Genomic DNA, 25,735 nt, shown 5'->3' with positions numbered 1-25,735 from the left:
GCGCCGTAACTGTTATACTCAGTAAGTTATGTTGATACTCGACGAACAGAAACAGCGCGTAAAGACGCTTAAGACCAAATTCGACGGATGCTGCGAGGCGTTTAACGAGGCGGAGCTCGAACATAAGCTCGCCGAGCTTTCGGAACGCCAGCAAGACCCCGAACTGTACAAAGACCTGAAACGTGCGCAAAGCATAAACTCGGAGGCGAAATATATTTCGTCTCTTTTGGCAGACCTCAAAAACAAGCGGCAAAAGATAGACGATATTGCCGAGTTCGTGGCGGCGGCGGAGGGCGAGTCGGACGAGGAACTTGTAAGCGAAATAAATTCCGCGCTCGAGGATATAGAGCAAGAGGTGGAAACTCTGCACCTCAAAACTCTCTTAAAGGGCGAATACGACCATTACAACGCCATTCTTACGCTACATGCGGGCGCGGGCGGCACGGAGGCGCAGGACTGGACTCAAATGCTCTATCGCATGTATAAGATGTACGCCGACAAGAACGGGTTCACTTACGAGGAACTCGACTATCTCGCGGGCGACGAAGCGGGCATAAAGAGCGTTACGTTCCGCATGACGGGCGCAAACGCGTACGGATATCTCAAAGCCGAAAAGGGCGTGCACCGCCTTGTGCGCATTTCGCCGTTTGACAGCAACGCCCGCAGGCACACGAGTTTTGCGAGTCTCGAGGTTATGCCCGAGATAGAGAACGACGAAAGCGTAAAGATAAATCCCGAGGATTTGCGCGTGGACACCTACCGCTCGGGCGGCGCGGGCGGTCAGCACATAAACAAGACCGACTCCGCGGTGCGCATAACCCATTTGCCCACGGGCATAGTGGTGCAGTGCCAAAACGAGCGAAGCCAAATTCAAAACCGCGAAACGGCTATGAAGATGCTTCTCGGAAAGCTCGTTGAACTGCGCGAGCGCGAACTCGAGGAGAAAGCCAACGCCATAAAAGGCGAGATGAAAAAGATTGAATGGGGAAGTCAAATACGTTCTTACGTGTTCCAACCCTACACCATGGTGAAAGACCACCGCACGGGCTATGAAAAGCCCGACGTGCAAGCGGTTATGGACGGCGATATATCCGAATTCATATTCGATTATTTGAGAAAATCGTAACGCATGTGTCATTGCGAGCGAACGCAGTGAGCAGCCCAATCTCATACGAGAGGAATAATATTCGCATAAATATGTACGAAGAAAACGCAAAAATTCAATTCGACGAGCTGAAAAACAAGCCCGACGCCCTCATTTTGGGCATAGAAAGCTCGTGCGACGAAACCGCGGCGGCTGTGGTGCGCGGCGGCAGAGAGGTGCTGTCTAACGTGATAGCCTCGCAAATAGAAATACACAGGCGTTTCGGCGGCGTAGTGCCCGAGGTGGCGAGCCGCAACCACACTCTCGCGTTGCCCAATATTATAGACCAAGCGCTAAAAGAGGCGGGCGTTACCGCAAGTGACCTCGACGGAGTTGCCGTAACATTCGGCGCGGGACTCATAGGCGCGTTGCTCGTTGGGGTGTCGGCGGCAAAGGCTTATGCCTACGCGATAAACAAGCCGCTTATTGCCGTTAACCACATAGAGGCGCACGTATCCGCGAATTTCATTGCCGATAAAACGCTCGAGCCGCCTTTTTGCGCGCTCGTTGCGAGCGGCGGTCACACTTTGCTGCTCGATATAAAAGGATACAACGAGTTCGAAAAACTCGGCGGCACGCTCGACGATGCACTCGGCGAAGCGTTCGATAAAGTCGCCCGAGTGCTTTCGTTGCCCTATCCCGGCGGTCCGAACGTGGAAAAACTCGCAAAAGAGGGCAAGCCGAACATAAAGCTGTACAAGCACCCCAAAGGCGTTCGGCAAGACCTGTCGGTTTCGTATTCGGGACTTAAAACCGCGGTTGTAAACTACGTGCACACTTTGGAGCAAAGGGGTGAACCCGTTCCCGTCGCCGACGTTTGCGCGTCGTTTACGAGCGAGGCGGTGGGGCTTTTGGCTAAAACCGCGGCGGAGTGCGTGCGCCGCTCGGGGCGCAGTTTGCTTGCGCTCGCGGGCGGAGTGGCGTCTAACGGAGATTTGCGAGCCGCTCTCAAAGCCGAGGGCGCGGCGAACGGTTTTTCGGTTTGCTATCCGCCGCACGTTTTGTGTACCGACAACGCCGCAATGGTGGCTTCCCGCGCCTACTTTACTGCGCGAGAGGGAAAGGGACTTGCGGGGCTCGACTTAAACGCCAAGTCGCACATTGCGTTTTAGAGGTGAAATATGGCTTTTATGGAATTTGTTTGCCCCAAGTGCGGGTATGAAAGCGAAGAGCTTGTTAAGAGCGACGGAAAATATCCCGATTGCCCCAAGTGCGGCGCTGCGCTCAAGCAGAAACTCAGCGGCAAATGCTACACTGCTTGCCAAGGAAAGGGAAGCGGCGGTTGCGGCGGCAACTGCGCCTCGTGCAAGGGGTGCAGGCGGTAAAGGAGGGGCTTGTCATTGTTGACCGGCTTTACAATAAACAAGTGTTGCCGTCGGAGTCGGTGGCAACGAGCAACTGTACGTCTTGCATGTAAAGTTTGCGCACGGCCTCGCACCCGAGGTCGGCGTATGCCACAAGTTCGCACGACTTGATTTTGTGTTTATACAACGCGCCCGCGCCGCCGATAGCCGCAAGGTATACGGCGCGGTGCTTTTTTATTGCGGCGTTTACCGCCTCGCTTCGCTTGCCTTTGCCTATCATAACGCGCAGTCCGTGCTCTATGAGCATGGGGGCGTAGTCGTCCATGCGCGAACTCGTGGTGGGTCCGCAGCTTCCTATGATTTCGCCCTCTGCGGCGGGAGTGGGACCGCAGTAATATATCGCCGCGCTTTCAAGGGCTATGGGCAAAGGCTCGCCCTTTCGGAGAGCTTCGGCAAAGCGTTTGTGCGCCGCGTCGCGTGCGGTGTGCACTGTGCCCGAAACGCTTATTATATCGCCGCATTTCAGGCTTTTTATATCCGCTTGAGTGAGCGGCAACGTAAATGATTTTATTTCGCTTTTCATTTTTTACCTCTGTGCCGATAGAACTTTATTATGCCGTGTATACGAATTTGCGGTCGCTGTGGCATTGCACCGTGATTGCCACGGGAAGCATGCCTATGTGCGTGGGCGCGGTGAGCACGTGCACTCCGAGCGCGGTAACGCTTCCGCCGAACCCCTGCGCTCCTATGCCCGTTCGGTTCACCGCCTCGAGAATTTTGCGTTCGAGTTCGAGCTCGTCCGCCCGCTTGTTTTCGCTTTCGTATACGAGCGACTTTTTGCTAAGCAACGCGGCAACGTCCATTGTGCCGCCTATTCCCACGCCCAAAATAACGGGCGGGCAGGGCGACGAGCCGGCGCGTTTTACGCAGTCGACCGCGCTTTCTATTATTCCGTTTATTCCCTTCGAGGGAGTGAGCATGTAAATGCGGCTCATGTTCTCGCTTCCCGCGCCCTTTGCCATGTAGCGCACCTCCAGCCTGTCGCCGCTCACAATATCGTAATGAATTATTGCGGGCGTGTTGGTTTGGGTGTTTGTTCTCGTGAGCGGGTCGGCAACCGACTTTCGCGCCGTTTCGTAGCCGAGTTCCACGGCTTTGTTGAGCGCGGCGGTAAGATTGCCCGATACGTGCAGGTCTTGCCCCGCCGAAACGAACAGCACGGCTTGCCCGCAGTCTTGGCAGGCGTAGGCGTTTTCGTGCGCGGCGATTTCGTCGTTTTCGACTATCTGCCCGAGAGCCCACTTACACAGCGGCGAGGTTTCCGTGCTTTGCGCCTCTTTGAGCTTTTGCAATACTTTGCCGTTTACGTGCGTGAGCGCGTGTTTTATTTTGTTCGCTATGGGAATAATGAGGTCGTCCGCGTTAATCGTTCGCATATTTTATGTGCTCCGTGTGGTTGCGTTTTATATCATTATTGTATCATAAAATAATTGAGATGTAAAAAGATTTGCAATTATTCACGCAATAAAGTATAATATTAGCTGTACTATGAGTCTTAAGATTTGCAGCCTGTTCAGCGGCAGTACGGGAAACTGTACTTACGTGTGGGGCGAAGGCACTGAAATGATTATAGACGCGGGCGTTACGCTTTCCAAAACCGAAAAGGCGCTCAAAGCCGTGGGAGCGGATATATCGCATATTTCGGTGCTTGTAACGCACCGTCACCGCGACCATATTTGCGGACTCGGAGCGCTCGTGAAAAAATATCCGCTCGTAACGGTGTACGCTCACGCGGAAACCGCGCAAGAACTTATCGGCTCGGGCGTGAGCGAAAACAGACTCAAAATTTTCGGCGAGGACGATTTTTACGTGGGCGCGATAACGGTGTGTCCGTTCGTGCTCTCGCACGACGTAGACTGCGTGGGCTTTTGCCTTAGGTGCGGCGGCAGAAAGATAACGTATATGACCGATACGGGCGTGTTGCCGCCCTACGCGCTTACCGCGGCGGAGGGGAGCGACCTCGTGCTCATAGAGAGCAACCATTCGCCCGAGCTTTTGGCGGCGAACAAGAGCTATTCCTATCCGCTCAAGCGGCGAATTTCCGGACTGCGCGGACATCTCAGCAACGAGGACTGTGCCTCGGCTGTGGTAAGACTCAGTAAGAGCGGCGTGAAGCACTTTATTTTGGCGCACTTAAGCCGCGAAAACAACTACCCCGAACTTGCGTATACCGTGTGCCGCGACGCGCTTGCGGCGGCGGACTGCGGCGAGGTGGGGCTTACCGTAGCGTTGCCCGACCGCCTTTCGGGGCTAATAGAAATAGTGTAACGGTTGGGTAAAAAACCGTCATTGCGAGGCAATTTATTGCCGAAGCAATCTAAAACATGAGAAAGGAGAAAATATGCGATTTGTAAAAAAAGAGGTGGGCTACCTCGACGGCATAATGGTGCTGTTGCTTGCTATAGCGGGCAATCTCGGCGTGCAGTTGCTTGCGGGCATAATAGTGGGCGCGGGTCAAACGAGCAACTACGCGCAACTCGTTTGCATGATTATATTTCAGCTCGTGTTTGCGGCTGTGCCCGTAATTTATTACTCGGCTAAAAAGATACGCCCCGCGCTTGCCTTTCCCGTGAACAAGCCGCGCCCGAGCCTTGCGCTCGCGCCGCTGTTGCCCGTGATATCCATGTTCGGATTTATGCTCCCCGCGCTTTTATTCGAAACGCTTTTGCTTAACAACGGCTATAAACCGTCGGGACTGGAATTTTCGGGCGCGGGCGAAACCGCGCTTGCCGCTATAGCCACGATTATACTCGCGCCGTGCGCCGAAGAGCTTATATTCCGCGGCTTTTTACTGAGCGGACTCAAAAAAGAATTCAATACTTATGTAGCCGCGCTTATGAGCGCGTTGGCGTTTTCGCTCATGCACATGAACCCCGAGCAAACAATATATCAGTTTTTCCTCGGCTACGTGTGCGCTCTCGCCGCAATCAAGAGCGGAACTTTGCTCGCGCCGATAATAGTGCACGCGGGCAGTAACGCTTTGGCTATGTTTGCCGACGGCGCAATTATGAAATTCGTGCAAGCGGTCACGCGCAATGCCGTGAGCGCCGTTTTGGGCACTGCGGGGCTGTTTATCGCCGCCGCGGCGGCGGTGTGGGGCGTTTGCATGCTTATGGAACTTATAAACCGCAAATGCAAAAAAGAGAACAAAGAAAACAAAAAAGACGCGGACGAACATGCTAACGCGGAAAACACCGACTCCGAGAAAGAGAAAAAGTCGGGCAATCGCAAAACGGGTCTTATGCTTTACGTTGGCAGTTTGGGTATTTGCGCGGTGATGTGGATATTCGTGTTCGTCGCGGCAATGCTGTAGTTGTTTGATGCAGGAGATTGCCGCGGGCGCGAACGCCCTCGCAATGACGTTAATATTCATGCTACCCGTCATTGCGAGCGAGTTTACGAGCGCGGCAATCTCATACGATATAAAGGAGTTATAAATGAGCGGAAACGAAATACAACTTTATCACGAGCGGGCGGAGGGCGTAAGCAGGCAAAAACAGTACCGAATTATCGCGCTTCTCACTTTTTGCGTTGCCGTGGCGTTGCCCGTAATTCGGCTTATATCCTACTATTTGCCCATAGAAAACGAGCTTGCGGCGGATTTTGTTTTCAGCATGCTCATGCAGGCTGGCGTTATGGTGGTTATGCCCGTGCTGTTTTATAAGTTCGCGCTCAAAAAGAACGTGCGCGGCATGCTCGAGCTTTCCAACTTTCGCAAAACCAAATGGTACAACCTCGCGCTCGCGTTGCCTATAGGCATACTTTGCAACATAGTCACCATAGGCGTGAGCAACATTTGGCAAAACCTGCTCATCTCGCTCGGCTATACCCACGGCTCGAGCCCGTTGCCCGAAACTTTTTCGGCGGGTGTGCTCGTGCTCTCGCTCTTTCTCACAGGAGTTTTGCCCGGATTTTGCGAGGAGTTTTTCAACCGCGGCGCATTGCTCACGGTTATACGCGGCAGTTTCCCGTTTTACACCGCGGTTGCCATAATGGGCTTGGAGTTCGGGCTGTTTCACCAAAATATTACTCAGGTGTTTTACACAATGTTTTTCGGCGCGTTCATGGCGTATTTGTGCATAAAGCTAAAAAGCGTTTATCCGTGCATGATAATCCATTTCACAAACAACGCCTTTTCGGTTGCGAGCGACTATTGCAACACCTACGGCTTTTTCAAAGGCGGCGTGTACGCGTTTATAAACGAAACGGCACGCACCCGCCCGCAGTGGCTGTTGTTTGCATTCGTGCTGATATTGGGCGTTTTGGTTGGGCTTGTCGTACTGCTGATTTACCTCAATTCGCACCGCGGACTCGCCCGCAAAAAAGAGGTTATCGCCGACTCGGGATTTGACCACACCAACAACCGCGTTGTGCTCATAGGCGAGGAAGACAAAGACAAGGTGCGCGAGCTCGGACTCGACAAAGAGGTGTACGGGCAAAAGCTCAAAGAAGATTTGTATCGCCCCTCGGTGCGCGACAACGTATTTTTCTTCGGCGCGATAACGGTGAGCGTGCTTACTACGCTGTTCACCTTTATTTTCGGCTGGGTGGTTTAAGGAGAATACCAAATTGAAAAACATAGCCGTGAGTTGCGTGGGCAAGCTCAAAGAAAAATATTTTTCGGACGCGGTTGCGGAATATCAAAAAAGGCTGGGCAGGTTTTGCAAACTCACCGTGAGCGAACTCGACGACAGCCCGCACCCCGACGCGATAAAGCGCGAGAGCGACTCCATAGAAAAAACCTTTGCGCAGGGCGAATACCGCATACTGTGCGACGCGGGCGGCGAACTCGTTTCGAGCGAGGGGCTTGCGGAAATATTGGATAAAGCGTTCGTATCGGGCAAGAACGCGGTGCGCTTTATAATAGGCGGCAGTTGCGGCGTGGATAACCGCATACGCGGTTCAGTCGATAAGCGCGTGAGTTTCGGGCGCGTAACATATCCGCACCAACTCATGCGAGTTATACTGCTCGAACAAATTTACAGGGCTATGACGATTACCGCGGGCATGCCGTACCACAAGTAACGGCGGCGCATACGAGCGCATATCATATAAAGAACCCACGGAGGAACTTTATATGTATACATACGGCGAATTGCTCGACGACGTAAATTATTTGTCGCGTTACGGCGTGGAAACGGGCGCGATAGGCTCGAGCGCGTACGGGCGAATTATTCCGTACGTTAAAATAGGCGCGGGAAAACACAGCGTGATGGTTACCGCCGCAATCCACGCTCGCGAGCACGTGTCGGCGCTGTTCGCGGTTAGGCAAATGTACAAACTGTTTGCCGCGCCGCCCGAGTGCGGAGTGTATTTCGTGCCCATAGTAAACCCCGACGGCAACGTGCTCGTGTCCGAAGGGGCGGCGGCGTTCGGGTCGGACTCCGACCGACTGCTCGCGCTCAACGGCGGAAACGAAGATTTCTCGCTTTGGAAAGCCAACGCCGCGGGCGTGGACCTAAACGTGAATTTTAACGCGCGTTGGGGCGAGGGAGCGCAAAACGTGCGAACGGCGGGCAGTGAAAATTACATAGGCGCAAAGCCCTTTTCCGAGCCGGAAACGGTTGCGCTCGCCGAGTTTACCCGCAAGATAAAGCCCGTGCTCACGCTCTCGTATCACGCCAAAGGCAGAGAGATTTATTACGAATTCGGGCAGAGCGGCGAGCGACTTAGGCGCGACAGAGCCGTGGCGGAATACGCCGCCTCGCTTACGGGCTACAGGCTAATAGAGGGCACTCGCGGCTCGGCGGGCGGATACAAAGATTGGTGCGTGCAGGAACTCAAAATACCCTCGCTCACGATAGAGCTTGTATCGGATAACTTTTCGCACCCGTTGCCCGACGAAAGCATATACGAGGATTTTGCCCGCGCTCCGCTTTTGCCGGTGCAACTCTGCGATTTTATGAAAGAAAACGGCTACGTTTAGATTGCGCGCTCGTCATTGCGAGCGTAGCGAAGCAATCCCCTGCATAAGAAATGGAAAGCAACTGTACAAGCTCCATGCAGGAGATTGCCACGGGTGCAAGCACCCTCGCAATGACAATGGCAAGGATTTACCCGTCATTGCGAGCGAGTGAAACGAGCGCGGCAATCTCAACCTATAGAACAATACACCGACTTTACGGGAGCAAACAAAGTGGAAGAATATTCGGACAAGCTCAAGCAAAAATTCATGCGAGCCGCGCTCGCCGAGGCAATGAAAGCGGGCGATGCGGGCGAAGTGCCCATAGGCGCGGTAATCGTGCAAAACGGCAAAATAATCGCGCGGGGCAAAAACGAGCGCGAAACCAAAAAAGACCCCGCCGCGCACGCCGAGGTGGTTGCCATACGCAAAGCGGGCAAAAAACTCGATAGGTGGAATTTGTGCGATTGCGACTTGTTCGTAACGCTCGAACCTTGCGTTATGTGCAGCGGCGCGATTATCTATTCGCGCATACGCTCGGTGTATTTCGGCGCGGACGATTTGCGCTTCGGGTGTTGCGGCACTATAATGAATTTGGTGCAAGACCAACGGTTTAATCACCGCGCTTCGGTGGAGGGCGGCATACTCAAAGAGGAGTGTTTGGAGCCAATCCGCGGCTTTTTTCGCGACAGGCGCAAAGAAGGGAAGCGCAAATTCGAATAGGTAACCCCGTCATTGCGAGGGTTTATCCGTCATTGCGAGCGAAGCGAAGCAATCTCTTGCATGAGAAAGGGAAAGCAACTGTACCCGCTCCATGCCCGAGATTGCCGCGGGTGCAAGCACCCTCGCAATGACAAGTTAGAGCGGGATATTGCCGCGGGCATAAATGCCCTCGCAATGACGGAGAACTCAATGACGGGGAGTGGCAAACATGAGAAAATATATTGACAATATTGTGATACCGTTGTATAATTGTAATATATATGAAATCCACACTGTTTTACCTTGAGGAGGAAAAAGGATGATTGATTGCGAAAAATGCAACTTGCCGAACAAAGACGACTCTTTGTACTGCGAGCACTGCGGAGAACGGCTCTCCACAAAGGCGTGTAGGCGTTGTAAAACGTACGTGCCGCCGCAAGTAAAGTATTGCACCAAATGCGGATATCCCACCGAGGGCGCGGTGTGTGAAAAGTGCGGCAAGGTAAACCCCGACGACTCGGCGTTTTGCTCGGTATGCGGCAATAAGCTCGGCGGCGCGGTTGCAACCGCTCAAAGCCAAGACTACGCACAGCCGCAAACTGCCGAAGCGGCAAAAGAAAAGAAACCCGCCGCGGGCGGCAAGTTAATGTATGCTTACCGTATAGCGCGCTCGTTTACGGTTTCCGCACTGCTTATGTGCATGTTCATTTTCTCGTTCTTCGGCATGTTTAAGTTCAATGTTGACGGATTGAGCGTTTCGGTTAACGGCTTTGACGCCGTACGCGGCATGTTTTTGCTTATAAGTCCGTCTACGTATGCTCAAAACGTTATAGACTTTGCCGCATTCTTTTCAAATGGAAATTACGGGATTGGATTGGCTAAGGCGGTTTCGGATTTCGGCGCGTTGCGTATGACTATTTGCGAAGAAACATTGTTTGCTCCCGTAGTTGCGGAAGTGCTTATGTGGGGCTTGCAAACGCTTGCCATTATGGTGCTTACGCTTACGTTCTTTATTATTACGCTCGTTCACGCTATAAATGTTACGAGAAAAAAGACCGATAAATTCTTTAAGCACGAAGTTTTGGCTCTTGCTCTCGTTGCCGCGCTTACTTTCGGATTTTTAATCACGGGCAACTCGATTGCAGGCGGTGCCATAGCTATTATTATACTCGGTTGTTTGGGACTCGGCGGCATTACGGCTTGCAAATATGCTATAGAAAAACTTCCCCGCACGTCGGTTATTTCAAACGTTCGCAGAGGCGTGTGCGCCATGCTTGCCATTATAATGGTATGCTTTGCTGGTTCGTCGGTAATGAAAGTAGGCTACTCTTTACGCGACGAAACGGGAACATTGTCCATAGGTTCGGGCGCAGAAGTAAAGGTAGGTTATTTCGAAATTATAGACGGAATGGCGGGTTCGTCGGACGCGTTTGCTTGGGATATAAGCAGTAGCGGTAGTATTGTATGGAAAAAAGGTTATAGCGCGGCGGATTTGGACAAAGAGATTAAGGAAGCTATAGTTTATTATATAGCGGACGGGGAATTCTCGGAGAAATTTTTGGAGAAACTCGAAATTAACGGCAACCCTATGAAAATTTGTTTCTCTGCCGAAGCGGAGCGTTCTTACGGACCGGGCGCAACTGCAATGGGTTGGCTGTCTTTCGCATTTTTGTTGCTTATGGCGGGCGCGTTCGTTATGTTTGTGTTTAAGTTGTTTATGGAAGAAGCCGAACCCGAGAAGAAACATAAAACAACGCTATGGAGCATGCTGAGCATGGTTGGAGCTATCGCTATGATGGTAACGCCTATAGTTACTATGGCTATGGCGTCGTCTATATGCAAGTCGCTTAAACTCGGATTTACTTATTCCGTAGGAGCGTTGCCCATTGTGTCGGCAGTGCTCGGCATAGGTTTGTTTGTGGTGGATTTGGTTTTACACAAATGCGATAAAAAGAAAGCGTAAAGGTTCTGTTGCATGAGATTGCCGCGCTCGTAAACTCGCTCGCAATGACAAGCATTACCAAACCATGTCATTGCGAGGGCGCTTGTGCCCGTGGCAATCCCATACATGAGAAAGCGAATAGTAACTGTACATGTTTCATGTAGGAGATTGCTTCGCTTTGCTTGCAATGACATTAACATACAATAATAAACGTCAGGAGATAAAAACATGACCGAATGGTGGAACAACTTACATACTTTTCAGCAAGTGCTCTTCGTAATAGCTTGCGCGGCAACGCTATTTATGATTGTGCAGATAATACTGTTGGCTGTGGGGAGCGGCGATAACGACTCGTCGTTTGACGCCGACACGAGCATAGACGACGTAGACACCATAAACGACGGCGGAGTGGGACTCACTATTTTCGGACTGAGAGTGCTCACCGTGCGCGGTATTATCGCTTTTTTGGCGGTGGGGTGTTGGCTCACGTTCGCGCTGTTTTATCCCATAAAGTTCCTTGCGCTCATACCGGGCATAGCGGCGGGAATTGCGGCGGCGTTCGGCATTTCGGCGTTTATAAAGGCGACCGAAAAATTGCAAGACAGCGGCAATCTCAAAATAGAGAACAGCGTGGGCAAAACCGCGGAGGTGTATCTCACCGTGCCCGCTTTGCGTAGCGGCAACGGCAAAGTAAACGTATACGTTCAGGAACGTTACGTTGAACTCGAAGCGGTTACCGACAGCGAAGAACCCATAAAAACGGGCGAAAAAGTCAAAGTGGTGGATACCATGGATAACGGCACTTTGGTTGTTGCTCCCTTCGGCACGACAAAAACGGAAAGTGTTGAAAATCGATAATATTACGCAATATATATTAACGGAGGAACGTATATAAAATGATAGCAGGAATAGTAGGGCTTATAATTGCCGGAGTGGTTATTTTGATATCGTTGTTCGCGCTTATTGCGAGCAGATACAAAAAGTGTCCGTCGGATAAGATAATGGTTATCTACGGAAGCGTGGGTAAGAGCAAAGACGGCACGTCGCGTGCGGCAAAGTGTATTCACGGCGGCGCGAGTTTCGTTGTGCCTTTCTTTCAGTCGTACAGCTTTCTCGACCTTACGCCCATATCAATCAGCGTAGACCTCAAGAGTGCGCTTTCGCGTCAAAACATACGTATAGACGTGCCCAGCCGTTTCACCGTGGGTATTTCCACAGAGCCGGGAGTTATGCAAAACGCCGCCGAACGACTTTTGGGACTCAAGCTCAGCGATATTCAAGACCTTGCCAAAGATATCATACTCGGTCAGCTTCGTCTTGTAATAGCTCTTATGGATATAGAGGAAATCAACACCGACCGCGACAAATTCTTGGCGGCTGTATCCAGCAACGTTGAAGGCGAGCTTAAAAAGATAGGCTTGCGGCTTATAAACGTGAACGTAACCGATATAAGCGACGAGTCGGGATATATTGACGCGCTCGGAAAGGAAGCGGCGGCAAAAGCTATAAACGACGCAAAACGCAGCGTTGCCGAGAAAAACCGCGACGGCAGCATAGGCGAAGCCAACGCAATGCGCGACGAAAGAATAGAGGTTGCGGGCGCGAACTCGCAAGCCGTAGAGGGCGAAAACGAGTCGCAGGCAAAAATCAGTCAGTCAAACGCTCGCCGACGCGAGATAGAGGCGGAAGCCGAACGCCTGGCGTCGGTTGCCGAAATGATAGCCAAAGCCAACGCCAAAAAGGAAGCGTACAAAGCCGAGCAGGAAGCCGAAATCGCGCGTGCCGAACGCGAAAAGAGCACGCTCGAAGCCGACGTAATAGTTAAGCAGGAAATCGAAAAGCGCAAACTCGAATTGCAAGCCGAGGCGGAGGCGGAAATGGTTCGCCGCAAGGCTCAAGGCGAGGCGGACGCTCTGCGCGCCATGAAAGAGGCGGAAGCTCAAGGTATGTTCGAGGTGCTTTCTAAGCAGGCTCTCGGTTTCGAGAAACTTGTTAAAGCCGCGGGCGGCACTGCTGACGACGCCGTGAAGATGCTTATATCCGATAAGATTGAGGAGCTTGTTGCAACTCAAGTTGAAGCGGTAAAGGGCATCAACATAGACAAAGTAACCGTTTGGGACTCCATGGGCGGCAAAGACGGACAGTCTACCACCGCGAACTTTATTTCGAGCATGCTCAAAGCCGTACCGCCGCTTAACGAGGTATTCAAGATGTCGGGTATGCAGTTGCCCGAATATCTCGGCAAGGTGAACGACTCCGCTCCCGCGCCCGTAGAAACAAAAGAGAAGAAAGAGAAAAAGTAACGGATTGAAGTCTGAGATTGCCACGCTCGCATAGCTCGCTCGCAATGACATAGAAGGGGACTAACCCGTCATTGCGAGGGCATTTATGCCCGTGGCAATCCCAAACATGAGAAAGGATACACTATGACTCAGGCTGAAATCGACGCGCTGCTTACTGCGGCAAAAGACGAAAAGTACCGCGAGTTTCATTCCAAAATCATTAACACGAACCTGACTATGTGGGGCGTGCGAATTCCGTACATTCATAAACTCGCAAAGCAAATAGCGCGTACGGAGCCAAAATTTTTCAAAACTTACAAGCCCGAAAATTACGAACAAATTCTTTTGTATTCGCTCGTAATAGCTTATTCCAAACTTTCGGCGGATAAAAAGTTCGACCTGTTGGACAAAGTTTTGCCGCTTTACGATAATTGGGCGCACGTGGATATTGTGGTTGGCGCGTTCAAAGACCTCGGCAAAAACAAAGAAAAGTTTTTGAAAAGATACGCGCGGCTGTTTAATGCCGACGAGTTCGAACGCAGGTTCATGATAATATTTCTCATGAGTTACTGCTTAAGCGAGAGCGAACTCGAGTATGTTTTCGAAAAGTACGAAGGCATGCAAAACGACGATTACTACGTAAACATGGGCATAGCCTGGGGCTTGAGCGTTGCGCTCGTTAAGTTTTACGACCGCACGGTGGATTTTTTGCGGCGGGGCACTATGAACGAGTTTATTATGAAAAAGACGGTGCAAAAAGCGCGGGAGAGTTACCGCATTTCGCCCGAACGCAAAGCGCAACTTAAAATTATGTTTTCGTAAAATAAAAAAAGGACGTTTGTTTACGTCCTTTTTTGCTTTTTCATTTTTGGATTTGCTCTTTGGGTGTGGATGCGCTTTTATTCCGAAATTGCGGGTATGGGTTCGCCCTCGCCGAAAACTATACGCGCCATGGGCGGCACGGTGAGTTTGAAATATGCGAGCGCGTTTTGTCCGCCGCGTTCGGCTTTGAGCTTTTTCACGTAGGCGGCTTTGAGATATCCCGCCTTTTTGTTGCCCGCATACACTTCGCAGCCGTCGTTTCGGGTAAAACGCAGATTAAGCGGCGAGCCGTCTTTGAGTCCCTCAACTTTCGGCTCGCACAGCAAAACCGTCTGTTCGTTTTGGGGTATGGGCGTGGCTAAAGTTTCGCCGTCTTTTTCGGGCGCGAGCTTACCGAATATGCTGTTTTCTTCGTCAAGACTGTAGCCCGCCATTTCGCCGTCGAACTCGTCGTCGTCAAAATCAAGATTTTCTTCGTCGTATATACGCATAACGCTTTCTCCTCGATTAGTATAATTTGTTATACTACATATATTATACTACATTGTTTGCGGTTTCGTCAATACCCGAAATTTATTTTTTCAAACGATTGCTTTTCGCGCGAAAGTGCGGTATACTGTGTTAGTAACAAAATAACGCAATCAAGAGGAGAGATTATGAACGGTTTTCCCGACAAACCCATTAAACTCACGCCCGCGCTCAAAGACTACATTTGGGGCGGCATGCGGCTCAAAGACCTGTACGGGCGCGACAACGGCGGAAACAGAATTGCCGAGAGCTGGGAGCTTTCGGTGCATGAAAACGGCATGAGCGAAACGGAGTTCGGAAGGCTCGGCGATTTGCTTGACGCGCACCCCGAAGCGGTGTTTCCCGAGGGCGGCAAATTGCCCGTGCTCATTAAGTACATAGACGCGCTCGACAAACTTTCGGTGCAGGTTCACCCGAGCGACGAATTTGCTCGCGAGCACGAGGGCGACAACGGCAAAACGGAGATGTGGTATATAATGGGCGCGAAAGAGGGCGCGGGGATATACTGCGGCTTTAAGCGGAACACCTGCCGCGAAGAGTTCATGAAGGCGGTGCAAGACTGCACGGTAGCCGAGCTTCTCAACTTTATACCCGTGAAGGCGGGCGACTGCTTTTTAATTCCGGCGGGCACGGTGCACGCAATCGGCGCGGGTTGTTTGATATGCGAGGTGCAACAAAACAGCAACGTAACTTATCGCGTGTACGACTACGACCGCAGGGACTCTAAGGGCAACGCTCGCGAACTGCACGTAGACAAGGCGGCGCAAGTAATAAACTTTTCGGAGTTTGGCGACTGCACGAATTCGGGCGAATACGCGAGCATAGCGAGCGGCGGCAGGATACGCAAGCTGACCGAGTGCGAATATTTCAAGTGCCGCGAGCTGGAGCTTAACGGCAAGTTCGAGGAAACCGCGGGCAATTCGTTCCGCGCGGTGAACGTGCTCGAGGGGAGCGGCAAAATAAGCGGCGAGAAATTTGCGAGCGGCGACAGCTTTTTCGTGCCTTGCGGCACGACTTACGCGCTCGAAGGCAAATGCAAGGCGATAATAACCGAAGGAGCGGAAAACAAATGAAATACTACGCGGGACTGGATTTGGGCGGCACTTTCATAAAGTGCGGCATTGTGGACGAAAACGGCAAAGTTCTTATAAAAGACAAGATACCCACGGGCGGCGACAGGCCTTGGGAACGGGTTGCGGCGGATATGGCGAAGCTCGCAAGTTCGCTCGCCGAGAAAGCGGGCGTAAAGCTCTGCGGCGCGGGAATAGGCTCGCCCGGTCTTATAGACAGCGAGAGCGGAGTTATAGTATACAGCAATAATTTGAGGTGGAATTATGTTCCGCTCGGAAAAACGGTGTCGGAGGCTCTCGGCGGCACGCCTGTGCGGGTTGCCAACGACGCAAACGCCGCGGCTCTCGGCGAAAAATATTTCGGCGCGGGCGCGGAGTTTGACAGCGTGGTGTTCGTAACTCTCGGCACGGGAGTGGGCGGCGGCATAGTTATAAACGGCAAGTTGTTCGAAGGCAACAGGTCGGCGGGCGCGGAGATAGGGCACACGGTGATTTGCATGGGCGGCGAGCAGTGCACCTGCGGGCGCAAGGGCTGTTTCGAGGCTTACGCTTCGGCAACCGCGCTTATTCGCGAAACAAAAAAAGCAATGAAAAACAATCCCGACAGCAAACTTTGGGAGATAGTCGGCGGCGATTTGGATAAGGTGGAAGGCAAGACTGCGTTCGACGGACTGCACGCGGGCGACAAGGTTGCGGCGGGCGTAATCGACGAATACGTAAACTGTCTTGCCGAGGGCGTGGCGAACATATGCAACGAGTTCCACCCCGAGGCGGTGCTCATAGGCGGCGGCGTTTCCGCCGCGGGCGACGCGCTCATGGCGCCGCTTAGGGAAAAGGTGAAAACGCTCATATACGGAGTTGCGGACTACGCGCCCGTACAAATTTTGAAAGCAACGCTCGGCAACGACGCGGGCATGTTCGGCGCGGCGTGCCTTGCTATGGAGAAATGAAAAGCGTTGAGCTTAGAGCGCACGCAAAAGTAAATTTGTCGCTCAACGTAACGGGTGCGCTCGGGGAGTTGCATACTCTCGAAAGCGTGGTGTCGGGCGTTGACTTGCACGACGATATTTGCGTGAGTTTCAATCGGAGCGGAGAAATCCGAACGCGGTTTTTCGCGGGCGACGAGCTATGCGAAATTCCCGAAGAAAACTCTGTGACGAAAGCGGTGCGGTTTTTGCGGAGGTATTTGCCTCGGCTCGGCGCGAACGTGGCGGTGCGCAAAAACATACCGCTTGCGGGCGGTTTGGGCGGCTCGAGCGCGGACGCCGCCGCGGTGATATCCGCCGCGATATCCTTTTTCCCCGAGCTTAACGAGGGCGGAAATATTATAGCCGAAAGCGCGGCGGTGGGCAGCGACGTGCCCGTTATGACGGCGGGCGGCTGTGCGGTAATGGGCGGCACGGGCGGCGTGATACGCCCGATAGACTCGTGCGAATTGCATTTGGCGATTGCGTGCGGCAAAGGCGGAGTGCAAAGCGGCGCGGCGTACAAACTGTTCGACGAACTTTATCCGCAAAAGCGTTTCTGCCCGTCGGATACCCAAAGGCTTGTGCGTGCGCTAAGTGCTGGCGATTTGAAAGCGATTGCGCCCGAGCTTAAAAACGCGCTTACCGAGCCTGCCCGAAAACTTTGCGGCTCGGTGGATATCGCGCTTACCGCCATAGAGCGGACGGGCGCGGCGGCTGTATTCATGACCGGCTCGGGTAACTGCTGTTGCGGGCTTTACGAAACCGAACATAAGGCGCGGGAAGCCGCCGAAAAACTGCGAGCTTCGGGGCTGTGGGCAAAATACGCGCACACGCTTAATAAACGATAGCGAAGAAATAAAAGTACAATTTTACGGTAATACGTATATAAATATTTCGATAGGCAATAATCGATACCGTACCCGAATAGGGCGGGCATCGATTTTTGTTTTTTCGGAGGTTTGGCATGAAAGTCAAAAAACTTTGTGTAATAATTGCGGTAGTTTTGTTTTTTGCGCAAATATTTTGCGCGGGTTGCGGCTATACTAAAACGGAAGACAAGCCGCTTAGGTTGCACGTGCGAGCCGACTCAAACATGCCGCAGGCACAGGCGGTAAAGCGCGAGGTTGCGGCGGCTATAGACGGATATCTTGCGGCGGAGCTTAAGCGCGTGCGTGGATACGAACAGTTGCTCGATGCGGTAAACGCGCGGCTCGGCGCTATCAAGGAGATTGCCGCCGCGGTGCTCAGAAGCCGCGGCTTCGGCTACGGAGCGAGCGCAATTCTCGTGCGCGAACGGTTTGCCGAACGCGACTACGGCGACACGGTTGTGCCCGCGGGCGAATACGACGCGCTCATAGTGCGGTTGGGAAGCGGCGGCGGCGACAACTGGTGGGGCATGATATACCCGCGCGACGGCGAGGGCGTGCGCTACAAATCGTTTATAGCCGAGCTGTTCGGGTACAAATAGGCGGGCTTGTTTTTACGGAGGAAACATGAACAAAAGAAGAAACGTATGTATAGTGTTTTTGGTTCTCGTCATCGCGCTGTGCGCCTTTGCGGGAGCTACTCACGCCGACGCCGCGCACATAATTAAGGGCGACACCAAAGAAAACGTGCGCATGGTTCAACAACGTCTTAAGGAACTCGGCTATTATAAAATAGGAGTAGACGGCATTTGGGGAGCCAAGACTTTGGCGGGAGTAAAGAACTTTCAACGCGCCAAAGGGCTTGCGGTAGACGGCATAGTGGGCGCGCGCACCGAGAAAGCTCTCGGAATTACGCTCAAGTCGTCCGGCGGAAATAACTCGGGCGGCACAACGTCGAGCGCGGACCTCAATTTGCTCGCGCGGTGCGTATACGGCGAGGCGCGGGGCGAGCCGTACACGGGGCAAGTAGCGGTTGCGGCGGTGGTATTAAACCGCGTGCGCAGCAGCAAATTCCCCAACACCGTGTCGGGCGTAATCTATCAGGCGGGCGCGTTCACCGCGGTTGCCGACGGTCAGATAAACCTATCGCCCAATCAGTCGGCGTACAACGCCGCTCGCGACGCGCTCAACGGCTGGGACCCCACCAACGGCTGCCTTTACTATTACAATCCCGCAACCGCCACGAGCAAGTGGATATGGAGCTTGAAAGTGGAGCTTAAGATAGGCCGCCACAGCTTTGCGCGGGGCTAAACTCAAGGAGAAAGAATATGGAACAAACGATTGTAAGAAAAAAGAACGTAGGGTGGATGATTACCGCCGTGTCGCTCATGCTGTTTTCGGTGTGCCTCGTCGTGTCGCTCGCCTTTGCGCTCGGCAACAACAGCAGGGCGCAAGACGCGGTGGAACGAGGCTACGAACGGAATTTGTACGACCTCGGCGACAACCTCTCCAACCTCGAGGTAAACCTCAGCAAGCTCATGATTGCGCCCGACGGCAAGTACGCAACCGTACTTCTCACCGACGTATACAGCGAAGCTCTCGCGGCGAACAAGTCGCTTTCCATGCTTCCCATAGACGGACACGCCGCCGAAGACGCGTCGGGATTTTTGAACCAGGTTGCCGACTTTGCTATATCTTATCAGAACTGCATAGCCTCGGGCAAGTCGGGCAGGAGTTTTGCGGGAAGCGTTGAGAGCATGTACAACACCGCAAAAAAGCTCAACGAGGAGATTGCCGACTCGGTGTCGCTCGTGTCCGAAAACAAGATGAACATTCGCAAAGTTACCTCGGAGAAACCGTATTCGTTCCGTTCGTCGGATAAGATTTCGCACACTCCCGTGCAATATCCCGAACTGATATACGACGGGCCGTTCTCCGACGGCAGGGACGTTGAGGAATACCGCTATTTCGAGAACGAACCCGCGATTTCCTTGAAGGACGCTAAGGAGATAGCCAAAGCCGCGTTGCCCGATTTGGGGGTTAAAACGGTTACGAGCGCGGGCAAGTCCGAAAAAGAACCGCTTTACGAACTGATGATTTCGGGCGAGCGCGGCGACGCTTACGTGAGCGTATCCGAGCGCGGCGGCAAGATAATAAACCTTTCGGTGTGGCGCGACCTCGGCGCGAACATGCTGGGCGAAAACAACGCAAAAGCGTGCGCCAAAGATTTCGCCAACCGTTTGGGTTACGACGTAGAGCCCGTTTGGTATCTTGCCTCGGGAGGCGTGGCGTATATAAATCTCGCGCCCGTAATCAACGACGTAGTTATGTACACCGACCTCGTGAAAGTAAAAGTCGCGCTCGACAACGGCGAAGCTCTCGGGCTCGAAGCCAAAAACTACTGCCTCAATCATTGCAAAGAAAGAAACACTTCGCTCACCATGAACCGCGCGGCAGTGCCCACTTTGGTAGACGACCGTCTCGATATAGTTTCGGTGCGCGGCGCACTCATTCCGCTCGACAACGGCGAAGAACGCCTTTGCTACGAAGCCGCGGCAAAATACAACGACCTCTATTATTTCGTATACCTCGACGCGGTAAACGGCGAAACGGTAAAGATAATGCGCACCGTAGACAGTGCGCAAGGAAATTTGGTAATGTGATTTAAGAGCTTGACTATCCCGCGCAAATGCTGTATAATCATTATGTTATCGCATTTGCGCGGAAGTGGCTCAACGGTAGAGCGTCAGCTTCCCAAGCTGAACGTTGCGGGTTCGAGTCCCGTCTTCCGCTCCATATTTAGTACCCGAAAAGGATGCTAAACGAAAATCACACAATATGTAGCGTATTGTGTGATTTTTTGTGTCTTTAAGTACAAAATATTGATTGGATTCATGAGAAAAATATCTTTTGTTTTTCGGAATGATTTCTATTGGTTTTTTATAAAAACGGGAGTCGAACCGATATTTTTTAATTATAATAATGCATTTGGCTTATATTGCGATTTAACGGCGTTTATGCATATACTTTTTTACATTGACAATTTACGCGATTTGCGATATAATACAATTACCACATCCGATTTGAATATTACACAAGGCATATACTCCTTGCTGGAGATATGCTATTTCGTTTTATCTGATAAGCCTTGTGGTGATTCGGATCGGGTGTGGTAACCTTACGGAATGGCGTATTGACAGATGTCGTTCTCGAAAGGGGACGGCATTTTTTGTTTTTGACAAATAACATTAAGTACGTTGACAATGCAAAAAATAAAACAATTACGGTTTCAGTCTATCGGGTCTGTCGGGGGGGGGTAGGTGATTTTTTCGCCACACCATAGGCGTTACACCGAATTGCTTGCGGAAATTGTTGGTAAAGCTGTTTTGCGAATCGTAACCGAGTTCGTTGGTGATGTGCGCCATGGAAAAATCGGTAGCCGACAGTAGCTCCAAAGCGTAGTTCATGCGTAAATCGGTGACGTACGATTCCAAAGTTTGCCCCAAATATTTTTTGAAAATGCGACTCAAATGTTCGCGACTGTAATTCGTGACTTTTGTCAACTCATCGATTTTCAAAGACAAATGTTCGGGATTGTTCAAATGTATCAAAAATTTACGCAACCAATCGGGATATGCGTTTTTACTGAGAACAGCGTATTCGATATAATAGGAGAGCAAATTGAAACAAATACAGGAATGCAAACTTTCGTAATCGAAAGAATGAAATGTTTTTTTGTTAAACAAAAACAGTTGATGTTCCAATATTCTCATTCTGCTTGCGCTGATATCGAAGTAAATCGGCTCGACAGAAACCGTAAGTTCATCAAACAGCGATGGAGATAAAAAGTCGCAAATTCTACGCATTTTTTCGGGACGGATATAAATATCCCGATGTAGATGCGGCTCGTCGGGAAATACATCGATAGTATGCCAATCGCCGGGGCGCATAAGCACTATGTTGCCCGGAACAAGAATACGAGAGGAATCGTTTACCGTATTTTGTACTTTGCCGCTGAGTTGAATTAGTATTTCAAAAGAGATGTGCAAATGCCGAGCGGAAATTTGATTCCACAGCTTTGTGTAATCGGAAGGACGCGGCGCGCCTTGCGAATGAATCGGTGGAGTTTTCATAGCGCAAGTATACCATAAACGGGTAGTTTTGGCAAGTAAATATCACAATTTTGCGATTTGTTGTCACATAATTTGTAGAAACCGCGTTTACACTATGTTATAATATAAGTACTGTAAAATATGTAGTTGGCGTAAAAGCAATCAAATCTTGAAAAAGAGGTGCAGGAAAGTGAAGAGAACGAACAAAATCAAAGGGTTACTGCTTGTAGCGGTGTTGGCGCTGATAGCGACGTTCGGCGTTGCATGCAACGATAAACTTGCGGCAACAGATGTCACCGTTACCGGTATGCCCGAAAACGGCGTTGCGATAATAACCGATACCGAAAACACATTGCAACTGAGCGCTACTCTTACGGGTGGCGGCGGTAGCGTGCAATGGCGCTCGGGCGATGAGGACGTTGCGACGGTAGACGGTAGCGGCAAAGTCACGCTTATGGACAGCGGCGCGGTTGTTATTACGGTAGCGCTTGCGAATAACTCGGCAATCAAAGCGGAAGTTCTTCTCACGGTAAAAGACGAGCGCGCCATTAACGATACGATTACATTGTCGGGCATGCCCGATACGAATACGGTAATATACGACGAAGGGAACGTACAGCTTTCGGCGGAGTGTTCGAATGCTTCGGCTACGCTTGTATGGATTTCATCGAACGATAGCGTAGCTACGGTAAACAACAGCGGATTGGTTACGCTTACGGGCGGTGGAAGTACGGATATTACAGTATATAAGAAAGGGCAGCGCGCGGTGAAAGCTACGGCTACGCTTACCGTGGTGCGTAAGGTGGAAAGCCTTGCAATAGCAGACGTGGCAAGCGGCGCGATTGTTGCGGGGCACGATTACAGATTCAATAAAACATACTCCTATGCTTTGCAAACCGAGCATGCGCCTTGGAACGCGAGTCCGTTTGAATTGGAGTGGAGTGTAAGCGATACAAACATTGCCGAGATTAGTGACGACGGCGTTATAACGGGCAAACAAGACGGCAAAGTGACCGTTACGGCGCAAGTAAAGGGCGACGAACTTAAAGCGACCAAAGAGTTCAAGGTGGTAAAACCCGACGACAAAAGCGAAGATTTTACGTATGCGGTAGGCAATCGGTGTATCGTCAATGCAGTTTGCACGGACGCATGGCTTGATTATACGGGCCCGAAAGTTACGTCGCACAACACCGACATTTTTATCGATGAGTACGACACGAATAAAAAGATGCTAATTGTGGAAAAGAACACCGATTGGGCGCATTGGACGCACGTGTGTTTGGGTTCTTGGAATTTGTCGCCCGGAAGATACGTGTTGACGGTGGACTTGGAAGTAACAAAAGGGGAATTTCAAGGTAAAATTAACGGCGCGCAATATAAAAATACGCCTGCCGAGTATGAGTACGGAATACGCCCCGATATAATCGGCGAATTGGATTTCGGCGAACTTTCGGATATTACGCCTACAGATAATAAATATGAAATAGGTTTTGAGCTTACGCAAAGTTACGAAAATTTCGGTATTATGTTTTATGACGATAACGGAACTATTGATCCGTATGCGTTGCATATCAAGTCGTTTTCGCTTGCACGTGCGAATTATTTTACCGTGCAAACGGATATTTATTCGGACGGAATGTTGATTGTCGGCGAAGATTACAAATTTGTTCCGAGTGAAATAGAAGATTGCACGTATACCTATACGTGGACGGGGAACGGCACAAGCAACAACGAATTCATAGAATTGAAAGACGGCAAATTAACGCCTAAGAAAGCAGGAAACAACATACATCTTACGGTATCCACTACGCTGAACGGAAATCCGCTCAGTAAAGAATACGATTTTTCGGTTATCGAAAATCCGTTCAAAAAAAATGAGGACGATTATCAATATGCGGTCGACGTGAAAAATCGCGGTAACCTTGTTTACGATGTGCGACGCACAAGCGTATACATGAGAACGCATAACTGGATCATGTCGATAGAAAAAGGAAGCGACGGAAGTCAATCGTTGAAGATGAAAAAGAATTATGCTCCTGCGTGGGACGGCTCCGTGCAATTTATGTTCGGAACCGTAAAAAAGGGCGTTTATGAAGTTTCGTTTACTTTGCGCGGCGACGATGTGAAAGTTTGGGATAAGTTCAAAGGATATATTTATCCTATCACGTTAAAAGAGGATTACGAAACTACGTTTACCAAAGACGGCGCATATACGCGCGGTGTAACTCCGTATGGCAACATTCACGATGATGACTGTGTAAATAACGACAATACGTATACTTATACGATTAAGGTAGACAAAGATACGAATAATTTCGGTTTGGAACTTTGCGGCGGTACCGAAACGGATTATACGGTTTATCTCGATGCGTTCAAGTTCGTGAAATTGCCGGACATAGAGTCTGCAAGCATTTCGGGTATCGAGGATGACGCTAAATTAAAGAGCGGGGAAGTAAAAGATTTGACGGCAACCGTTATGTATGAGGGCAATGCCGAAAAGGGTCCGCAGTACAAATGCGAATGGAGCGCGGCAGGCGGTGAAACGAACGGCGGAAGCGCGCGCATTATCGACGGTGAAAACGGTAAAAAACAGTTGCAAGGCTTAAAACCCGGCGCTATCGTCTTAACGCTTACTGTGACAAGCGCAACGGGAAAACAAATTACCGTTACGAAAAATCTTACGGTAGAGCTCGGCGAACTTGCTATAGATACGGATATGTATTCCGACGGTATTCTCGTGAAAGGCGAAACATACAAGTTTGCGCCCATCCCCCTTATAGACGGCATGACGTTCGCGTATAAGTACAAAAACACCGAGAATGCAACCGATACGACCGATACGTCCGAAATAGCGGAAGTGAAAGACGGAAAACTTACGGCGAAAAAAGCGGGCACGGTATGGATTGTTGTGTCTTCGAATATCGAAGGTACGTCCGTGAGTAAGACGGTTAAGATAACGGTAAAAGAGTACGGCGGCACGGTGGACGAGAGCTACAACGACGCAGTTAATCCTACACAACACGGCGATTTCTATGACATAGAGCGTACAAACGTCTATTTGCGTACGTTTAATATGAAGATAGAAAAAACCGCCGACAATAAACTGAAACTTACCAAAGCGTATGTTCCCGCATCGGGGGCGGCTGTGAGTTTCTATCTCGGAAACGTAGAGGCGGGGCGTTACCGCGTAACGGTGAAACTCGGCGGCGACTTAGCTTGGGATTGCTTTAAGGGGTATTTGTATGCGCTCAACTGGGAAGATGATTGGCAAACAACTTTTAGCGATAAGGCGTATAAAAAGTTCGATGCTCCTTACGGCAACATTCATACGGCAGGATTTTGTTTGTATAGCGGAAGCGGAAGTTCGACCACCGGCGGAACATATACCATGTATATCGACATTGCTTCCGCGCAAACGAATTTCGGATTGATGTTGGAAACGTGGAAAGAAGGTAGTGAGGAGAGCAAAGCGTTTTCCGTTACGTTAGAGTCGTTTGAATTTGTAAAAGAAGAACTTACAAAGACGATGGGTTTTGAAGATGCGTCTGTTTACAGTTACAGTATAGCCGACTACGGTTCGGGTATTACCGTTGCGGGAAAAGACGGCAGTATGGCAGTCACGAAAGCTGCGACAAGCGCGAGCGTAGCGGGGGGGGGAGCCTTGAAAGTGGCAACGCCCACGACTTGGTCGGAAATTGCGCTTTGTTTCGGAACGGTGAAAGCGGGCATCTACACGTTGCAACTGGATATTGCGGCGGTAGATATGACGGGCAATTATTGGTTTACGGGAGTCGTTTACAGCGGGACTTGCGTGAACGGAAAAATTACGCATGACGGAACAACAGGATTATTAAACAATAATGCGGCGGAAGTTACCCATGCGGCAACGACAAAAACCGTTACCCTTACGGTAACGGTTGCGGAAGATGTCGAGAATTTCGCAATCATTCTTGCTTCGAAAGGAGATTGCGGGCAAGCCGTGAATGTTCAGTTATCGAACATATCGCTGTCGGCAAGCGCAGATTAAACACAC

At 51.0% G+C, this 25,735-nt stretch carries 24 protein-coding genes and 1 tRNA gene; 21 read left to right on the top strand and 4 right to left on the bottom strand.

The genetic code is table 11. The annotated features are described in order from the left end of the window. Positions 1 to 28 precede the first annotated feature (28 nt). The 3 genes from prfB (at position 29) to NFR55_RS03940 (ending at position 2,469) form a co-directional block, all read left to right on the top strand. Complete coding sequence (gene prfB, locus NFR55_RS03950; RefSeq protein WP_251546454.1) at positions 29 to 1,126, top strand: peptide chain release factor 2; 1,098 nt, start codon at positions 29 to 31, stop codon at positions 1,124 to 1,126. A gap of 71 nt (positions 1,127 to 1,197) precedes the next feature. Next, entirely contained in the window at positions 1,198 to 2,256 is a 1,059-nt protein-coding gene (tsaD, locus tag NFR55_RS03945) for a tRNA (adenosine(37)-N6)-threonylcarbamoyltransferase complex transferase subunit TsaD (protein ID WP_251546452.1), read from the top strand. A 9-nt stretch (positions 2,257 to 2,265) separates the two neighbouring features. Further along, positions 2,266 to 2,469: a zinc ribbon domain-containing protein gene (locus NFR55_RS03940; RefSeq protein ID WP_251546450.1), complete on the top strand. Its 204-nt coding sequence runs from the start codon at positions 2,266 to 2,268 to the stop codon at positions 2,467 to 2,469. A 28-nt stretch (positions 2,470 to 2,497) separates the two neighbouring features. Here NFR55_RS03940 and NFR55_RS03935 read toward each other — a convergent pair whose 3' ends face one another. Continuing rightward, positions 2,498 to 3,031, bottom strand: coding sequence for a FumA C-terminus/TtdB family hydratase beta subunit (locus NFR55_RS03935; RefSeq protein WP_251546448.1), 534 nt, complete (start codon positions 3,029 to 3,031; stop codon positions 2,498 to 2,500). A 28-nt stretch (positions 3,032 to 3,059) separates the two neighbouring features. Continuing rightward, a complete protein-coding gene (locus NFR55_RS03930) occupies positions 3,060 to 3,884 on the bottom strand; it encodes a fumarate hydratase (RefSeq protein ID WP_251546446.1) in 825 nt (274 codons plus the stop codon). Positions 3,885 to 3,996: 112 nt separating this feature from the next. On the opposite strand from NFR55_RS03930, the gene NFR55_RS03925 reads away from it, so the two are divergent. From NFR55_RS03925 to NFR55_RS03880, 10 genes are all read left to right on the top strand, one after another. Further along, positions 3,997 to 4,776, top strand: a complete 780-nt coding sequence (locus NFR55_RS03925; protein WP_251546445.1) for an MBL fold metallo-hydrolase — start codon at positions 3,997 to 3,999, stop codon at positions 4,774 to 4,776. A gap of 73 nt (positions 4,777 to 4,849) precedes the next feature. Continuing rightward, positions 4,850 to 5,821, top strand: a complete 972-nt coding sequence (locus NFR55_RS03920) for a CPBP family intramembrane glutamic endopeptidase (protein WP_251546443.1) — start codon at positions 4,850 to 4,852, stop codon at positions 5,819 to 5,821. A gap of 124 nt (positions 5,822 to 5,945) precedes the next feature. Then, the gene (locus NFR55_RS03915; RefSeq protein ID WP_251546441.1) at positions 5,946 to 7,064 is read left to right on the top strand and encodes a CPBP family intramembrane glutamic endopeptidase; all 1,119 of its coding nucleotides are present in this window, start codon (positions 5,946 to 5,948) and stop codon (positions 7,062 to 7,064) included. Between the two features lie 13 nt (positions 7,065 to 7,077). Then, positions 7,078 to 7,533: a 23S rRNA (pseudouridine(1915)-N(3))-methyltransferase RlmH gene (locus NFR55_RS03910; protein ID WP_251546439.1), complete on the top strand. Its 456-nt coding sequence runs from the start codon at positions 7,078 to 7,080 to the stop codon at positions 7,531 to 7,533. A gap of 52 nt (positions 7,534 to 7,585) precedes the next feature. After that, the gene (locus NFR55_RS03905; RefSeq protein ID WP_251546437.1) at positions 7,586 to 8,434 is read left to right on the top strand and encodes a M14 family zinc carboxypeptidase; all 849 of its coding nucleotides are present in this window, start codon (positions 7,586 to 7,588) and stop codon (positions 8,432 to 8,434) included. Between the two features lie 210 nt (positions 8,435 to 8,644). Further along, positions 8,645 to 9,133, top strand: coding sequence for a tRNA adenosine(34) deaminase TadA (gene tadA, locus NFR55_RS03900; RefSeq protein WP_251546435.1), 489 nt, complete (start codon positions 8,645 to 8,647; stop codon positions 9,131 to 9,133). Positions 9,134 to 9,431: 298 nt separating this feature from the next. After that, entirely contained in the window at positions 9,432 to 11,075 is a 1,644-nt protein-coding gene (locus NFR55_RS03895; RefSeq protein ID WP_251546433.1) for a zinc ribbon domain-containing protein, read from the top strand. Positions 11,076 to 11,282: 207 nt separating this feature from the next. Beyond that, a complete protein-coding gene (locus NFR55_RS03890) occupies positions 11,283 to 11,912 on the top strand; it encodes a hypothetical protein (RefSeq protein ID WP_251546424.1) in 630 nt (209 codons plus the stop codon). Between the two features lie 38 nt (positions 11,913 to 11,950). Next, positions 11,951 to 13,357 (top strand): flotillin family protein, encoded by a 1,407-nt coding sequence (locus NFR55_RS03885; protein WP_251546422.1) that lies wholly within the window; start codon positions 11,951 to 11,953, stop codon positions 13,355 to 13,357. A gap of 123 nt (positions 13,358 to 13,480) precedes the next feature. Next, positions 13,481 to 14,158 carry a DNA alkylation repair protein gene (locus tag NFR55_RS03880; RefSeq protein WP_251546420.1) on the top strand — a complete coding sequence of 226 codons (678 nt, stop codon included), beginning with the start codon at positions 13,481 to 13,483 and terminating at the stop codon, positions 14,156 to 14,158. Positions 14,159 to 14,235: 77 nt separating this feature from the next. Here NFR55_RS03880 and NFR55_RS03875 read toward each other — a convergent pair whose 3' ends face one another. Continuing rightward, positions 14,236 to 14,649, bottom strand: a complete 414-nt coding sequence (locus tag NFR55_RS03875) for a hypothetical protein (RefSeq protein ID WP_251546418.1) — start codon at positions 14,647 to 14,649, stop codon at positions 14,236 to 14,238. A 165-nt stretch (positions 14,650 to 14,814) separates the two neighbouring features. Between NFR55_RS03875 and NFR55_RS03870 the strand changes: the two genes are divergently transcribed. The 7 genes from NFR55_RS03870 to NFR55_RS03840 all read left to right on the top strand — a co-directional run bounded on the left by NFR55_RS03870 (position 14,815) and on the right by NFR55_RS03840 (position 20,386). Then, complete coding sequence (locus NFR55_RS03870) at positions 14,815 to 15,759, top strand: type I phosphomannose isomerase catalytic subunit (RefSeq protein WP_251546416.1); 945 nt, start codon at positions 14,815 to 14,817, stop codon at positions 15,757 to 15,759. Continuing rightward, positions 15,756 to 16,706, top strand: a complete 951-nt coding sequence (locus tag NFR55_RS03865; RefSeq protein WP_251546414.1) for an ROK family protein — start codon at positions 15,756 to 15,758, stop codon at positions 16,704 to 16,706. Before NFR55_RS03870 ends, NFR55_RS03865 begins: the two co-directional genes overlap by 4 nt. Continuing rightward, positions 16,703 to 17,572 (top strand): 4-(cytidine 5'-diphospho)-2-C-methyl-D-erythritol kinase, encoded by an 870-nt coding sequence (locus NFR55_RS03860; protein WP_251546412.1) that lies wholly within the window; start codon positions 16,703 to 16,705, stop codon positions 17,570 to 17,572. The genes NFR55_RS03865 and NFR55_RS03860 overlap by 4 nt, the downstream gene beginning before the upstream one ends. 116 nt (positions 17,573 to 17,688) lie before the next feature. Beyond that, on the top strand, positions 17,689 to 18,192 hold the full coding sequence (locus tag NFR55_RS03855) for a stage II sporulation protein R (RefSeq protein WP_251546410.1): 504 nt from the start codon (positions 17,689 to 17,691) through the stop codon (positions 18,190 to 18,192). Between the two features lie 25 nt (positions 18,193 to 18,217). Next, positions 18,218 to 18,901, top strand: coding sequence for a spore cortex-lytic enzyme (gene sleB / locus NFR55_RS03850; protein ID WP_251546408.1), 684 nt, complete (start codon positions 18,218 to 18,220; stop codon positions 18,899 to 18,901). A gap of 17 nt (positions 18,902 to 18,918) precedes the next feature. Further along, positions 18,919 to 20,253 (top strand): PepSY1/2 domain-containing protein, encoded by a 1,335-nt coding sequence (locus tag NFR55_RS03845; protein ID WP_251546406.1) that lies wholly within the window; start codon positions 18,919 to 18,921, stop codon positions 20,251 to 20,253. Positions 20,254 to 20,311: 58 nt separating this feature from the next. Beyond that, positions 20,312 to 20,386: transfer RNA gene (locus NFR55_RS03840), tRNA-Gly, on the top strand. A 485-nt stretch (positions 20,387 to 20,871) separates the two neighbouring features. Here the strand turns inward: NFR55_RS03840 and NFR55_RS03835 are convergent. Then, positions 20,872 to 21,723, bottom strand: coding sequence for a helix-turn-helix transcriptional regulator (locus NFR55_RS03835; RefSeq protein WP_251546398.1), 852 nt, complete (start codon positions 21,721 to 21,723; stop codon positions 20,872 to 20,874). Positions 21,724 to 21,892: 169 nt separating this feature from the next. On the opposite strand from NFR55_RS03835, the gene NFR55_RS03830 reads away from it, so the two are divergent. After that, on the top strand, positions 21,893 to 25,729 hold the full coding sequence (locus NFR55_RS03830) for an Ig-like domain-containing protein (protein ID WP_251546396.1): 3,837 nt from the start codon (positions 21,893 to 21,895) through the stop codon (positions 25,727 to 25,729). Positions 25,730 to 25,735: the final 6 nt, after the last annotated feature.

The organism is Pumilibacter intestinalis, from assembly GCF_943193005.1.
GTDB lineage: Bacteria > Bacillota > Clostridia > Christensenellales > Pumilibacteraceae > Pumilibacter > Pumilibacter intestinalis.
Note: the sequence above shows the minus strand (reverse complement) of the source record. Positions and strands in the feature narration are given on the sequence as shown.